Source organism: Mastigocladopsis repens PCC 10914 (assembly GCF_000315565.1).
GTDB lineage: Bacteria > Cyanobacteriota > Cyanobacteriia > Cyanobacteriales > Nostocaceae > Mastigocladopsis > Mastigocladopsis repens.
In genome coordinates, this window is the sequence record NZ_JH992901.1 from 3644372 (window position 1) to 3658801 (window position 14430).

At 43.6% G+C, this 14430-nt stretch carries 12 protein-coding genes; 3 read left to right on the forward strand and 9 right to left on the reverse strand.

Annotation, left to right across the window (positions count from 1 at the left end):
* Positions 1-35 precede the first annotated feature (35 nt).
* Complete coding sequence (locus tag MAS10914_RS0118500) at positions 36-1136, forward strand: AI-2E family transporter (RefSeq protein ID WP_026082653.1); 1101 nt, start codon at positions 36-38, stop codon at positions 1134-1136.
* A gap of 2 nt (positions 1137-1138) precedes the next feature.
* On the opposite strand, the gene MAS10914_RS30480 is transcribed toward MAS10914_RS0118500, so the two are convergent.
* On the reverse strand, positions 1139-1345 hold the full coding sequence (locus tag MAS10914_RS30480; RefSeq protein WP_033365339.1) for a hypothetical protein: 207 nt from the start codon (positions 1343-1345) through the stop codon (positions 1139-1141).
* Between the two features lie 99 nt (positions 1346-1444).
* A complete protein-coding gene (locus MAS10914_RS0118505) occupies positions 1445-1969 on the reverse strand; it encodes a hypothetical protein (protein WP_017317439.1) in 525 nt (174 codons plus the stop codon).
* Between the two features lie 254 nt (positions 1970-2223).
* On the opposite strand from MAS10914_RS0118505, the gene mutS reads away from it, so the two are divergent.
* Positions 2224-4836 carry a DNA mismatch repair protein MutS gene (gene mutS, locus MAS10914_RS0118510; RefSeq protein ID WP_017317440.1) on the forward strand — a complete coding sequence of 871 codons (2613 nt, stop codon included), beginning with the start codon at positions 2224-2226 and terminating at the stop codon, positions 4834-4836.
* Between the two features lie 79 nt (positions 4837-4915).
* On the opposite strand, the gene MAS10914_RS32945 is transcribed toward mutS, so the two are convergent.
* From MAS10914_RS32945 to MAS10914_RS0118540, 6 genes are all read right to left on the reverse strand, one after another.
* Positions 4916-6916, reverse strand: coding sequence for a formylglycine-generating enzyme family protein (locus tag MAS10914_RS32945; protein WP_017317441.1), 2001 nt, complete (start codon positions 6914-6916; stop codon positions 4916-4918).
* On the reverse strand, positions 6913-8004 hold the full coding sequence (locus tag MAS10914_RS0118520; protein ID WP_017317442.1) for a VWA containing CoxE family protein: 1092 nt from the start codon (positions 8002-8004) through the stop codon (positions 6913-6915). The genes MAS10914_RS32945 and MAS10914_RS0118520 overlap by 4 nt, the downstream gene beginning before the upstream one ends.
* Positions 8001-8978, reverse strand: a complete 978-nt coding sequence (locus MAS10914_RS0118525) for an AAA family ATPase (RefSeq protein ID WP_017317443.1) — start codon at positions 8976-8978, stop codon at positions 8001-8003. Before MAS10914_RS0118525 ends, MAS10914_RS0118520 begins: the two co-directional genes overlap by 4 nt.
* Positions 8972-9964 carry a hypothetical protein gene (locus tag MAS10914_RS0118530; protein WP_017317444.1) on the reverse strand — a complete coding sequence of 331 codons (993 nt, stop codon included), beginning with the start codon at positions 9962-9964 and terminating at the stop codon, positions 8972-8974. The genes MAS10914_RS0118525 and MAS10914_RS0118530 overlap by 7 nt, the downstream gene beginning before the upstream one ends.
* Positions 9965-10028: 64 nt before the next feature.
* On the reverse strand, positions 10029-10949 hold the full coding sequence (locus MAS10914_RS32205) for a TIR domain-containing protein (protein ID WP_017317445.1): 921 nt from the start codon (positions 10947-10949) through the stop codon (positions 10029-10031).
* A gap of 80 nt (positions 10950-11029) precedes the next feature.
* The gene (locus MAS10914_RS0118540; protein ID WP_017317446.1) at positions 11030-12298 is read right to left on the reverse strand and encodes a tetratricopeptide repeat protein; all 1269 of its coding nucleotides are present in this window, start codon (positions 12296-12298) and stop codon (positions 11030-11032) included.
* A gap of 103 nt (positions 12299-12401) precedes the next feature.
* On the opposite strand from MAS10914_RS0118540, the gene sfsA reads away from it, so the two are divergent.
* A complete protein-coding gene (gene sfsA / locus MAS10914_RS0118545; RefSeq protein ID WP_017317447.1) occupies positions 12402-13184 on the forward strand; it encodes a DNA/RNA nuclease SfsA in 783 nt (260 codons plus the stop codon).
* Between the two features lie 3 nt (positions 13185-13187).
* Here the strand turns inward: sfsA and MAS10914_RS0118550 are convergent, their stop codons facing one another.
* Complete coding sequence (locus tag MAS10914_RS0118550; protein WP_017317448.1) at positions 13188-14075, reverse strand: class I SAM-dependent methyltransferase; 888 nt, start codon at positions 14073-14075, stop codon at positions 13188-13190.
* Positions 14076-14430 lie beyond the last annotated feature (355 nt).

The window sequence follows — 14430 nt, forward strand, 5'->3', positions numbered from 1 at the left end:
CCTATTCCCAATTACTAATTCCTTATTCCCCAATGATGCAATCAGCAAACAAACTACCACGATGGTTAAGTTTGAGCCTAGCATTTCCCCTTGCGGTACTCAACGGTTGGGTATTGCTTCAGGTTTTGCAATATTTTCAACCCTTGGTCAACATCTTTGTCGCCGCCAGTTTGCTGGCTTTTGTTCTCGACTATCCAATTCGGTTTTTTCAACAACGAGGGGTTAAACGCAACTTAGCTATTGGAAGTGTTTTGTTGTTAGCTGTAGTGATTGTAGTGGCTTTGGCTCTCACCTTGGTTCCCCTGATTCTGCAACAGCTTAACGAACTGGCTAATTTTTTGCCAAGTTGGATTGATTCTGGAACGCAACAACTTCAAGCTTTCCAAATCTGGGCTGAGACCCAACAGCTTCCCGTGAATTTAAGTGGCTTATTGACTCAACTGTTAGACAGATTATCCAATCAACTTCAGTCTTTAACCGGTCAAATCCTTAGTTTTGCGGTGGATACCATTGGTAGTGTGGTCAACGTACTGCTGACGGTCGTACTGACTATCTACTTAGTATTGAACGGAGAACGTCTTTGGGATGGAATTTTTCTGTGGTTCTCGCCTCATATTGGTTTACAAGTACGGCAATTGCTGCGCGAAGATTTTCAAAATTATTTTATTGGTCAAGCAACATTGGGTGCTTTGCTAGCGGTTGCTCTGATACTTGTATTTTTAGCCCTGCGAGTTCCCTTGGCTTTACTTTTTGGCATCGGAATTGGATTTTTCTCTCTTTTCCCTTTTGGGACGGGTATAGGTATCGCTATCGTCAGTCTGTTAGTAGGATTGCAGAATTTTTGGTTAGGGGTTGAAGTCCTCGCTGTTGCGGTAATGATTGACCAAGTGAATACTAATTTTGTTGCTCCTCGCCTTTTGGGTAATTTGACTGGCTTAAATCCTGTTTGGGTAGTCATTTCCTTACTGTTGGGCACCAAATTGGGAGGACTGCTGGGTTTGTTGGTTGCTATACCCTTAGCCAGTTTTATCAAAGATGTGGCAGATAGCTGGCGTGTAGGGGGATTTAAGAAAGAAGAGGTTATCGAGTCCAAACCAACAATGGTGGTGAGTGATACAGCAGGAACATACAGTTAAAATTAAGCACAGAAGATGACCGGACGGCCAGCTTGAGCTAGTGCCTCAAGTGGTTCAAGGCGGTCGTGGGGTATTGGCCCCTTTCGTGGAGTGCCAGTATCGGAAATAAACCAGCAGGCAAGGAAGCAAGGTCTGCCGACAATGCGATACCAAGTTTGATGTCCTTGAAAGGGAATGAAGCCCTCATGGACTGGCAGAGTCTGTGACATCAATTTAGTCCTGTTAATGAAAAATCAGGGAAAATCACACAGAGTCCTAACGTAAATTAAGGCGTTTTATGCCTTTCAACCTGTCTAACTCAACTCAATCTATAAAATGGCAGGAAAACACAAAATTAAGAGAACTGCTAAATTGATTGACCAAAAAAATAGTAAGATCTGCAATAAACTCTTAAGAACTCTTTGGCTAAATGTATTGAATTGAGTATTTGTATTTACAACCTGTTGACCCTGCCATAATTGCCAAAGCCGATAAACCGTGTAGATAGTTCCAATAATTACTACCAAGCTGGGAAACAAAGTGCTACTTAAAACTTGCTCAGTTATTATCTGAACGAGTAAAACCAATAAATAGAAGCCCAAAATTTTTCGAGGTTCGGGATGACGCAGCCAAACAAAGAAAGCAATGCCAGGGAATAGTAGTCCAACTACAATAGCCACCCAGATCCAAAGTCGTATAAAGTTGGTTGCCCAGGCGCCGTAATCTATAACTGTTTTGACTGGCAATACATGATTCTTGATGAGCCAGCCAATCAGCAAAATGAGTAGGGTGGCAAGGGTTACAAATGAAAACGTTGTTTTCCAGGTCAATGACGTATTGATTGATGACTTCATAATCATTTACAAATAATTTATGATTGTGATTATAGACATCCCTTCATTTTTTTGTCCTGCTACTACCAGCACTTTCGGTAGCTTTAGTCTACTCTCAAAAAGATCCCTAAACTCCAGTTATTAACCAACTTTCCTATCCGGATTTCTAGGCGAAGTCGTCGAAGAGTTAACAAACCTTGAACAAAATGATAGTATCCCTGGCATCACGCTATCATCGGATATTGGCAGGTTGCAATGTGTATAGCTAGACATCCATGACTGCTTCTTACTCTGCATCCCAAACACCGGAACCCAGTAACCCAACTGCACCTCACGCTGACCACCGACTGGTGGATCGCAGTAAGCTGACTCAAATGTTTCAGCACTATGTCGAGACGAAGGAGAAGTATCCTCATGCGATGCTACTGTATCGAGTGGGAGATTTCTTTGAATGTTACTTTGAAGATGCTGTGACTTTGGCGCAGGAATTAGAACTCTCCCTCACCAGCAAGCTAGTAGGAGAAGTAGGACGGGTAGCGATGAGTGGTGTACCACATCATGCCTGGGAACGCCACGCAACGCAGCTGGTAGAAAAAGGATATGCTGTTGTCATTTGCGACCAAGTGGAAGATGCTGCGGAAGCTGCTGGGAGGTTGGTGCGGCGGGAAATCACGCGCATCCTGACTCCTGGGACTTTGCTAGAGGAGGGAATGCTCAAGTCTAGTCGCAATAATTACCTGGCGGCTGCGGTCATTGCTGGGGAGCATTGGGGTTTGGCGTATGCAGATATTTCCACGGGTGAATTCCTTACCACGCAAGGTAGCAATTTAGAGCATTTGACACAGGAACTGATGCGCTTGCAGCCTGCGGAGGTGCTCATTCCTACCAACGCACCCGACTTGGGCAGTTTACTGCGTCCGGGAGAAAAATCGGAACATCTTCCGCAATGTTTGCCACCATCTTTTTGTTATTCCTTGCGATCGCAAATTCCCTTCTCTCAAGGAGAAGCGAGGGCAAGATTGTTGCAAAAGTTTAAAGTGCGTTCCCTAGAAGGTTTAGGCTGTGATCATCTTCCTCTCGCCGTCCGCGCCGCAGGTGGTTTGCTGGAATATTTAGAAGATACGCAAAAAGAAAACGCTATCCCCCTACAGCCGCTACGCACCTATACCCTCACTGACTTTTTAATTGTTGACCATCAAACTCGCCGCAACCTGGAAATTACGCAAACGGTTCGTGATGGGACTTTTCACGGTTCCCTACTTTGGGCATTAGATAGAACTAGTACGGCAATGGGTAGCCGTGCTTTGCGACGATGGTTATTGCAACCGCTACTTGATATTAAAGGTATTCGCTCCCGACAAGACACTATTCAAGAATTGGTAGAAAATACGAGTCTGCGTCAAGAACTGCGGCAGTTGTTACGTCAAATTTATGATTTGGATCGGCTTACGGGACGCGCTGGTTCTGGTACTGCTCATGCAAGGGATTTACTTGCTTTAGCAGACTCACTTTCTCGGTTGCCGGAATTATCTCGCCTGGTGGCTGGTGCTCGTTCACCCTTCCTGAAAGCATTGCAGAAAGCACCTCCTGTGTTGGAGGAGTTGGCACAGCAAATTCGCGATCATCTCGTGGAGTCGCCGCCTATACATATCAAGGAAGGCGGGTTGATACGTCCTGGGGTTCATGTTCAGTTGGACGAGAGACGTGTCACTGTCGAAGATGACCAGAAATGGATTGCTAATTTGGAAGTTGATGAGCGAGCAAGGACGGGAATTCCAAATTTGAAGGTCGGATTTAACAAAACCTTTGGTTATTATATCAGTATTTCCCGTGCAAAAGCCGACCAAGTGCCGTCGAATTATATACGCAAGCAAACGCTGGTCAATGAAGAACGCTACATCACGCCGGAGTTGAAGGAACGGGAAGCGCGGATTCTCACGGCACGAGATGATTTGAATCAGTTGGAATATGAGATTTTTGTGGCGTTGCGGGAAGAAGTGGGCGCACAAGCAGAGGTCATTCGCAATATTTCCCGTGCGGTAGCAGCCGCGGATGTGTTGTGTGGTTTGGCAGAGTTAGCTGTTTATCAGGGTTACTGTTGTCCAGAAATGGTGGAAGGACGAGAAATTACGATTGTGGATGGACGTCATCCTGTGGTGGAACAGTCTTTGCCGGCGGGTTTCTTTGTACCCAATTCTACACACTTGGGAAGGGAAGAGGACAAGGGGGACACAAACAACTCCCCCCCATCTTCCCATCCTGACCTCATCATCCTCACTGGTCCAAACGCAAGTGGAAAGAGTTGTTATCTGCGTCAGGTGGGGTTAATTCAGCTGATGGCGCAAATTGGTAGTTTTGTCCCTGCGCGGTCTGCTAGGTTGGGGGTGTGCGATCGCATTTTCACTCGTGTGGGTGCAGTGGATGACTTGGCGACGGGTCAATCTACTTTTATGGTGGAGATGAATGAGACGGCAAATATTCTCAACCATGCAACGTCGCGATCGCTGGTATTGTTGGATGAAATTGGCAGAGGGACAGCAACATTTGATGGTCTTTCTATTGCTTGGGCGGTGGCGGAGTACCTTGCAACGGAGATTCGGGCGCGGACGATTTTTGCCACCCACTACCACGAGTTAAATGAATTGGCGTCGCTGTTGCCAAATATTGCCAATTACCAAGTGACGGTGAAGGAGTTACCCGACCAAATTATCTTTTTGCACCAAGTCCAACCAGGAGGCGCTGATAAATCCTACGGAATTGAAGCCGGAAGGTTAGCTGGTTTACCCAAGGTTGTGATTCAAAGGGCAAAACAGGTGATGGGGCAAATTGAAAAGCACAGCAAGATTGCAGTTGGTTTGCGTGAAGGACTTCAAGAGGAAGATAAATAACAAAAAATTTTTTCAGCTCGCTCCCCTTGCAAGAATAAAGAAAAAAGGGTAAAGGGCAAAAGAACAAAAGTATAAAGGGCTACTGAGTCCTCCCGAACGCGCAGACAACACGAAAACCAACATTGTTGCGGATGTTGCCGCGCTCCGCCCTAACGTAGAAGTCGCGAGACGCGGAACGGCAGCTTCCAGGATTGAAGCCCCAGGAACCGCCCTGCAGAACGCGATAATCATTATCAGTAGCATCTAGCCACGCGCTTCCGTCTGTGGGCGCTCCTTCATAGTCACTATGGGAATGGTCAGCACACCATTCCCACACATTCCCGTGCATATCGTATAGCCCAAAGGCATTCGCTACACCAAAGCTACCTACAGGAGTTGTCTCCTTGCGGTAAACCCCTTTGACACCAGCACCGTAAGTGTAATCAGCGTTATAGTTTGCCAACTCAGATGTAATTGTCTCACCAAAGTGAAATGGAGTCGTCGTACCCGCACGACAAGCATATTCCCATTCGGCTTCACTTGGTAAACGGTAGGGTTTACCAGTGTATTGTGACAGGCGACCGCAAAACTCCATACCATCATACCACGAAACTCGTTCAACAGGGCGATTTTCTCCTTTAAATCTAGATGGATTAGCGTCGAGTTCGTGGTTAACTTGTGGAAGAGAGGCGACTGCTTGCCACTGTGCCTGCGTAACTGGATATTTGCCTAGGAAGAAAGATTGAATCGTTACTGTATGCTGAGGGCTTTCCGATTCATTGCGCCTAGGTTCATCTTCTGGCGACCCCATCACAAAGCTTCCAGAAGGAATGGCTACCATCTCTAACTGCACTCCATTCCCTAAATCTTCGATAAACTCCTGAGCTTGCTGACGATGACGATGAATAGTTAAATGACGACGAGCAGCCCATCGCTTGAGAACATTTTGCAGATTTCTTTTGTCAACTTTTTCCCCAAGCACTTGTGATAAAACTTCCCATAGCTTGAGAGCAACATTCCTCAGATGACGCGCAGAGTATTTTGTTGATTCTGAAATTTTCTCATAGGTTTGATTGGCTAATGTTCCCTGTAGAATTAACTGTTCAAATTTATTGAGATGTTGTCCTGTTTTCGTAAAAATCATCTCATCTACGATTTCGGGAAAACTACTTGTATTGATTTGAGCAGATTCATTAACCTCTATCAGTGCGACTTCAAATTCAAAAGGTTGCAGATTGATACTTAGAGAAGTTTCTGCTCCATCAGAGATAGTGATGGTTGCGACTTCAAATTCAAAAGTCTGTACTGGCGGTAACCCTTCAAGCCCAGCAACTGTTTGCCTAGAAGATGACATCGCCCTTAAGCGCAAACCTTCTGGTAGCAATCTATCCGGGATTGTGAGTTCCTCATCACCTATCCGATAGGAACGATTCAGCTCTGCCTGACTGACTGTCTCTGGCGTTCTTAAGATTCGCTGCATCAACCTTGCGTACTCCAGCAAGGCTGGTTCCTGCTGTAACTGAGCTGATAGTTCTTCGGTAATTCGTGCCAATCGCGCCAATTCTGCCCGAATTCCTGACTCGGTAAGGTTTTCGGAACCCGTTCCTCTACTAGTTTCTAAGAGCCGCTTGGCAATCTCTCGTGCTGCTTCTTTGCACTGTTCACCCCCCAAATATACCATTGCCGCCCATCGTTGCGCTTCTATTTCTTGTTGCCGTCTTCCCGGATTGAGCCGACTTAGGTAGCTAACATAGCTGATTAAAACTTGCGCGACTTTCTGCATTCGCTGTTCGCCACAGCGTGGATGTTTCTCCATTTCCTCCAGCAGATATGCTCGCACATGGGTATCCATTGCGTAAAGTTCGTATCCCACTTGACTGCATAAGTCAGATAGCAACAAGTCAACCTCCGCCACCCAAGGAACTTGCTCACTCCGCAAGAACTCATTGCGTAAGTAGTTCACTAATTCTGGAGTTAGGACCAAAGGTAATGCAGCATGATACAAAAGCAGCCGATAAGACTCATCAAAACGCCCAACAAACCGCTCTACTGCTTGCTTTGCCTGTTCTCGCCATTGTTCTGGATCAGCTACAGTTGTCATGAAAAAGGTGAATGTAAGTGTTGTAGGGGTTGCCCGCGCACAATATCAATAGCATTACTTAAGCCATTATTATCCATCTGGTACATTGGCACCAAATTGGCAATAATTTCTGCCGAACTGCCAATCCAACGTTCTTCCGGCATCGGGTTTAACCAAGCAATCAAAGAAGTGTACCGCTTCAATTGAAATAAAAAACTCGTAGTCGCCCGAATTCGCTCTAACTTCCGATACCCTCGTGCTGCCCCACCATCGCTGACAATCAATATGCTAGTTTGATTATCGCAGGTTTCTAATACTGTGTGTAAGGCAATTGGTTCTGTCAGGTAAAGGTCTTTGTAAACACTCGCAGCAGGCACGTTATGGAAATAGAATACACTTACTTTTTCCGGTTGCAGACAACTTTCATAGAGTGCTGTTTCCACTAAATCGCGGGTAAAACGATGAAACGGCGTCATCGAGCCATTTTGGTCAAGCAGCAGCAACAGATGGGCATTGTTTTGTTCTCGTCTGCGGTAGACTGGAGTTAAGTAGAATCCCTGGCGAGTTGGTTGCTCAATGGTCGCATCCACATCTAGCACATCTAATGGACCATCAGCAACAGGTCGGCGTAGATATCGCCAACTATAAACCATGGAACGACGGGAAATGGGATAGTACGTCTGTAATGTAGATGTATCCTCGTTTTCCACTGGTGTAAAAGGTGCCCGAATCGGGAGCGATGCCAGTTCTGGTTTAGACTTGATCTCAGTTACAGTCTCTTGGGGAGGCGGTGACGATGGTTTCTGCAGTTCCTCCACCCGTTCTTGATCAGGCTCAAGCTTTGGTTCTGTTGGAGGAGGTTTTTTGGACTGTTTGGGAGTCGAACTCATCAGCAAAGACTCCCAAATGGGGTCAAACTGGCTTTGTTCGGATGGGGAGTGACACCATAAAATCTTTAATGTCTCTGCCAGTGCTTCTTCATTTTCCCCAAATCCCCCCTCAACGGCTTGCCGTGCTGCCAAAAGTTCTCCCACGCCAAGCTGAAAGCCACTTTGGCGCAAACGAATGAACGCACGAGTCATCAAATCTTCTGAGTTAAAGGAACTCATGAGGCTTTGGCATACTTCTTCCAGTCCTGTTGCAGCTTAAATAATAACTCTCGGTAAGGAAGCAACTTGTCTTTTTTCAGTTGCGCCGCTTTGTAAGGTTCTGCCTCAAATGTATGGAGTGCCTTAAGCCAATCCAGAAATTCGCTGGTTCCTGGTTTCTTGAAAAGTCCGCCTTCATTCCACACAGCTAGAAAGCGGTCAATTGCTGTGTTTACTAAATTAGAAGGCGGTGATTCTTCCTCACGAATCTGGTAATGCTTCTCGACGATATCCTGCAACCGTTTCGCATCGTTTGGGAAGTCTACATAATAATACAGGCAACGACGTAAAAATGGCGCAGGTAAGTTACCTTTTTCTTTATTACTGGTAATGATGACAATTGGTTTGTGTGTAGCTGTAATTGTTTCTCCAGTCTCCTTAATTTTGAATTCCCACGGTTCATCTAAAACTGTTAACAAATCATTCGGGAAATCCAAATCTGCTTTGTCAATTTCATCAATCAGCACAACTGCTGGGTGATTCTTTAGCTGAAATGCCTTTCCTAAAGCTCCAAATTTACGATAGTGTTTAGGGTTAGCAGGATTGCGATTTACACTTTCCTTATCTTCCTCCTCGTCGGTTTCTGCTTCATCTACTGGCTGTATTTGCTCTACTTTCTGCGTTTGCACATCATGCAGTCGCAGAATCGCATCATATTCATAGAGTCCGTCTTGAGCTTTTGTAGTGGAACGGATATCCCAACGATAAAGAGGAAGTCCTAATTCATAGGCAACAGCCGAAGCAAGGCGAGTCTTACCACACCCGGCATCTCCTTCTAATAATAATGGTCGTCTGAGATAGATTGCTAAATTGACGGCTTTTTTTAATTCGGGAGAAACGACATATGGCTCTGGGTGCGTTGGTGAGTCTTTAGGTGGGTTTTCAGGACGGCGCGCGGGATTTCCTGTAAATTCTAATCGTTGATTTGCTAACATACCTTAAATTTTTGCTCCAAAATGAAACAGATAGTGTCTGGTTTCCCTCCACTTTCTCTATAAATTTGCTCTGCTAATTGTAAACTTTCTGCATTAGATAATTTTTGAGAAATAATTAACCATTTTTTTATGTCTTCAACACTCCACTTTGGCAGAGGAAGTTCAATAATCTTGCGATGGTCAAATTTATTCTTTTTACAAAAAAAAACTGGATAAGAAGAACGTTTTGTAAAAACTGGACTTTTGGCAATGAGAGCAACAAGAAATCTAATCTTGCTATACTCTCGAAAAATAGGGTCAATTTCGCATATTAAAACTTCCCAGAATTCTTTCATAAACCAATCTAAAAAGGTTTTTTGCTCAATGATACTATCCCAGTTTTCAATTCTAATGAACACAATGCTACCACCTCGAAGCGATGAGCAAAGTGTTTTTATGCTATTGCGTAGAAGAAGTTCTGAATTATCACTTAAATGACTAGCTAACCTTTTAGAGAACTCACCCTCATTGAATTCAGAAATAGGTGAACCTAAATCTATTGCATAGGGTCGGAAATCTCCAATAATATCGTCTCCTACTTTGCGATCGCTGACAATCAAATCTACAACTTCATTAATACAATAGTTTCCCTTATGTTGTGTACTTTTTTGTAAAAATAAAAGAATTGCTCCACTATCATCACCAAATTTAGTATTGAGTGATTGAGCAATTTTCTTGGCTTCGGAGAAATCAATTTTTTGAAAACTTTCTTCTAACTTTAAATGACGTACATTAGAATTTTCATCTTTTGCATCTAGTTCTAAAAGCTGTTTTTCTAGTTTTTCTATCTCTACCAGAACATTGTCAGCTTGATTATTCAGCTTCAATCCATCAACACCACTGAGCGTTCCAGCTAATTGAGATTCAATTGTAGCTAACTCTTGATACTTTTGAGCTAAAATCTTGCTAAAAAAATCTCTCCGGGCTGTACCTGTCCTTGCTGTCACAATTAGTTTCTATATTTCTCACTAATATATTGATAAAATGAAAGAATAAAACTTATAAGTTATTTCATTTCGCTTCTAGTTCTTCTATTTCTTTCATAATCCCCTCAGCCTGCTTATTCAGCTTCAATTCATCAACAGCACTAAGCGTTCCAGCTAACTGAGAGTCAATCGCAGCAAGCTCCTCTTTCTTTGCTGCTATACGTTTTTTGTAAAACTCGCTTCTTGCATTTGAAGGCGCTTTTCGTGGCATTTCTCCAGTATTTTTTGGCAGTTTTACAGGAGGAGTAACCGGAATTGCTGAGTTCTGGGTCATGATATCAACTAATTTACTAATAATATAATCAATTCCTCGGGAAGACTCGACTGCCACTTTATCAGCAAGAGTTGGAGAAAAAACTAAAACTTCCTCTTTTGATACCTTATGCCAAATAGGAAGTATGACTTTTCCATAAGTTACTTCCTTGGAAACAAATCCCTCTAACTCACGCTTTGTCCATGTTTTTTGAAAGAAATTACGACTGAGTACAATAATTGCAAACTTTGATTGTGAAATAGCTTTATCAATTGAACTACTTATGCTGTCTCCCCATCTCACAAAAAATTCATCATACCAGACACGATAACCTCTTTTTTGTAGCTCTTCAGCTAGAGGTCTGACAAAGTCTTTATCTTCAGTTGCATGACTAATAAATACATCATATTCATATGTCGCTGTCATATTACTATCTTTCCAGATCAGATTTTGTTCCTTCTGTACCAATGGATTTACAAATTCCTCGTTCATCGCTCGCATAACCTGAGCCAAGAGTTGTCCTCCCTTATTATCCTCCCAACGCAGATACAGCACAGGACGATACCACTGATTTCCTTCCATCCCCATTGCACTCTCTACATCAGGACGAAGATAAGTAGCTGGAACAAAGTTAAGCCAGGATATCAAGTTACTGCTTCGCGGCTCAAGTCGATGACACCCAACTTGAACCATTTAGCAAAACTTGCCTCTAGGGCACTTAATTTATTTTCTCATCTTTTTCTCAACTATGTTGCTACTAACAGTAGCTTGACTTAACCGCGATCGCGTTCCCAATCACTAATCACTTTTTGCAAATACCATTCCTCTGACATTCCAGGATAGTCGTACTGTGCCTGGTCAATCAATCTTTGGGCTATCTCCCAATATCCTCCAACCAGTCTTAACAGGCGCTGTCGTAGCACGTTATACTTTGCTTTTCCTGAGTTAGAGCTAGGGGAGTTGATTTTTTGGAGGCTATCTAAGACTTGTTGGTAATTTCCCCAGTCTTCTTTTTCACAAAAGATACTCGCTGCACGCTGATAATCTTCAACAGCACGTTCCATTTCTTCTAGGCAAGTGTAGGCAATGCCACGATTGTAGTAAGCTGTTGCATCATCAGCATTCATTTGCAGTGCTTGGGTGTAGTCGTTAATTGCACCAAGATAATTCCCCATAACCCGATAGGCATTCCCTCGAGCAATATAGAGCATTGCATCTTGAGGTTGCATCTGGAGTGCTTGATTAAAATCAGCGATCGCCCCAGTATGATCCCCTAGATGAGAACGCGCCTTTCCTCGGTTACGGTAGACAATTGCATCAACAAAGTTGAGTCGCAGCGCTTGGTTAAAGTCTGAAATAGCGTCCCGATAATTCTCCAATTTACAACGAACAACCCCTCGACAGCAATATGCTTGGGCATCTTGTGGATCAACCTGTAATGCCCAGTTTAAATCCTCCATCGCCTCACGAGTATCTCCCTTTTCTGCCTTTTCCAGTAACTGCGCGAAATATTCTTTTTCGGATTTGATAGGGGCAATTGTGGGACTTGGTTGTACTAAAGCAGCAGGTTTTTCTTTGGGTTGTAGCTGTTTAATCTTTTCCAGACACTGGCGACAGTTCTCTGTATCCTTTTGATCTAAATATAATTCTGCCGCTTTTTTAAAATTGGCGATCGCATCTTGAATAAACCCCTGTTTGCGGCGCACTGTCCCCCGCAAATGATAAGCAGCGGCATAATGAGCATTGAGACGAATCACCTGTTCCACATCTGCAAGCGCCCCCGGCAGATTTTTCAGCGCCACTCGTGCTAAGGCGCGACAGTAATGAGCCTCCACACTTTGAGGATTAAGCTTCAGTGCTTCTGTAAAGTCGGAAACAGCATTGAGTATTTCTCCTAAATCATAGTATGCTAAACCCCGTTGATAGTAAGCTTCAGAACAGTACGGTTCTAGCTGCAAAGCACGGGTGAATTCCTCAATGGCTCCAAAATAGTCTTTTTGCTTGGCTTTGTCTAATCCCTTAGTGTAAAATTCGTCATTCATGGTATTTGTTTAAAGGATGAAGTCAGGTAGAAGGCTGAAGTGGAAAATACTTCATACTTTATACTTCAGCGTTCAGTTGACTTATTTCAAATTGTTAATAAAAATGACTAATGACTACCTTTACCGTTACCCAAGCTTGTATCCTGGTGTTCTCCTAAAACGCTACAAGCGATTTTTTGCCGATGTTGAACTCGCTTCCGGAGAGGTAGTAACAGCGCACTGTCCCAATACAGGACCAATGACAGGACTTTGTACTCCTGGTAGTGCAGTGCAGTTGTCTTATAGTGATAGTCCTAAACGCAAACTTGCTTATACCTGGGAAATGATCCAGGTGCATGATAACGAGCCAACTTGGGTGGGTATAAATACTAATTTGCCCAATCGGATCATTAAATTAGCTTTAGAAAAATATCTTTTTCCTGAATTGGGATATGGCCAAATTCGGACTGAGGTTTCCTATGGACAAAATAAATCAAGTCGGGTGGACTTCTTCTTATTTTCACAAGACATCAACATCGCATCTAGCGATTTGTTTCTAAAAAATGGGGAATTGCAATTAAGTGAACCTAGCCGTCATATATATCTGGAAGTGAAAAATACAACTTGGACACAGGGCAAGTTGGCACTATTTCCAGACACGGAAACAACACGAGGACAAAAGCATTTACGAGAACTGACAGCACTTCTGCCCCAAAATCGAGCGGTCATGCTTTACTTTATAAATCGGGGTGATTGCACAGAGTTTGCCCCTGGTGATAGTGCTGACCCCACATATGGTAAATTATTAAGGTCTGGCATTGCTCTTGGTTTAGAAGTTTTACCCTGCCGTTTTGAAGTTAACCCAGAAGGTGTGCGTTATTTAGGTTTAGCAGAATGCAAATTTTGAGAGTTAACCATTGCGTCTGGCAACACACATTAGAGATAATGCTGCTTCTGGTGAATTAGGATTGATCCCAGATAGCGATTGGCTGAGACGATACTTTATCTGCGATCGACCATAGTTGCCCTGTAAAACTTCTGCCCCAACTGTATGGTTGTGAGGATATACTTTCACATTAAAGCCAAGAGGCTCCAGAGTTTGGTAATAAAGTTCTGGCGTGACACCACTACCGGGTTTGTGATGGGTTTCGCTCGCAATCATAGCATCATGTTCTTCTTGCGACATAAATTGACCACCGCTCATTAACCGATATATGGGTACTCGTACCTTATACAAAAGCATACCAAAACTTTTCCAGTTCCAAGCAGTATGCTGTGGGTCATGATCGGTAATCAACAGTCCACCAGGACGAACCAGACGTGCTGCTTCTGCCAAAACCTGAGTCATATTGTCGCAATGGTGAAGAGTTGCATTGAGTGCAACAATATCTGCAAACCCATCAACAAATGGTAAGTTATGAGCGTCTGTAAGAATTGGTGTGTAACCAATTTCTCGTGCCATTTCAAGAGATTTGCGAGAAATATCTACACCAATCAGCAGTTTTGGTGAACCACCCAGCGACGCATACAAATTGCCAGGACCGCAACCTATATCAACGACAATTTTGTCATCCCAACTACCCATTGCAGCACGCCAGCATCCTTTGAATGCTTCGTCCCGGTGACAGGCTTCAAAATAGCCTTTTGCCCATTGAGGATTGTCATAGTAATAACGATTGGCTTCCATTGCTGGCGTGAAATTTGTAATCTGGCAGGTGGGAATATGTCCTGTTTGCCAATCAACACTTGCATCCTTAGCAATATATTGCTCAAGAACAGAAACCAGGGATGTTTGCATATTTTGTTCCTTGGCACAAATGCATTTTTGAGTCTATTTGTGGTAATGCAAGCCCTGTATCTACTTAATTATTTAGTATTTTTTAATACTAAATACATGCAGCACATATATAGCTAAAATCTAGCCATGAAGCATTCAATTACAGTCTAGATTCTCTTTGAATAACTAAAACCAGTAAATTCACTTAGAAATCTAAAAGAAAGCTTGAAGAAATAGAAATTGCAAAAAAAATGTCATAAGGGGGTGCGCCGATGACGCCCCGCCGTGTGGGCGATCGCGCGGAGGGCACTGACCTTCGGTCAATCGCCCTTTGCAGTCGATGTATGTAGGTGGATGAGGAGGTGCGCCTAAATAC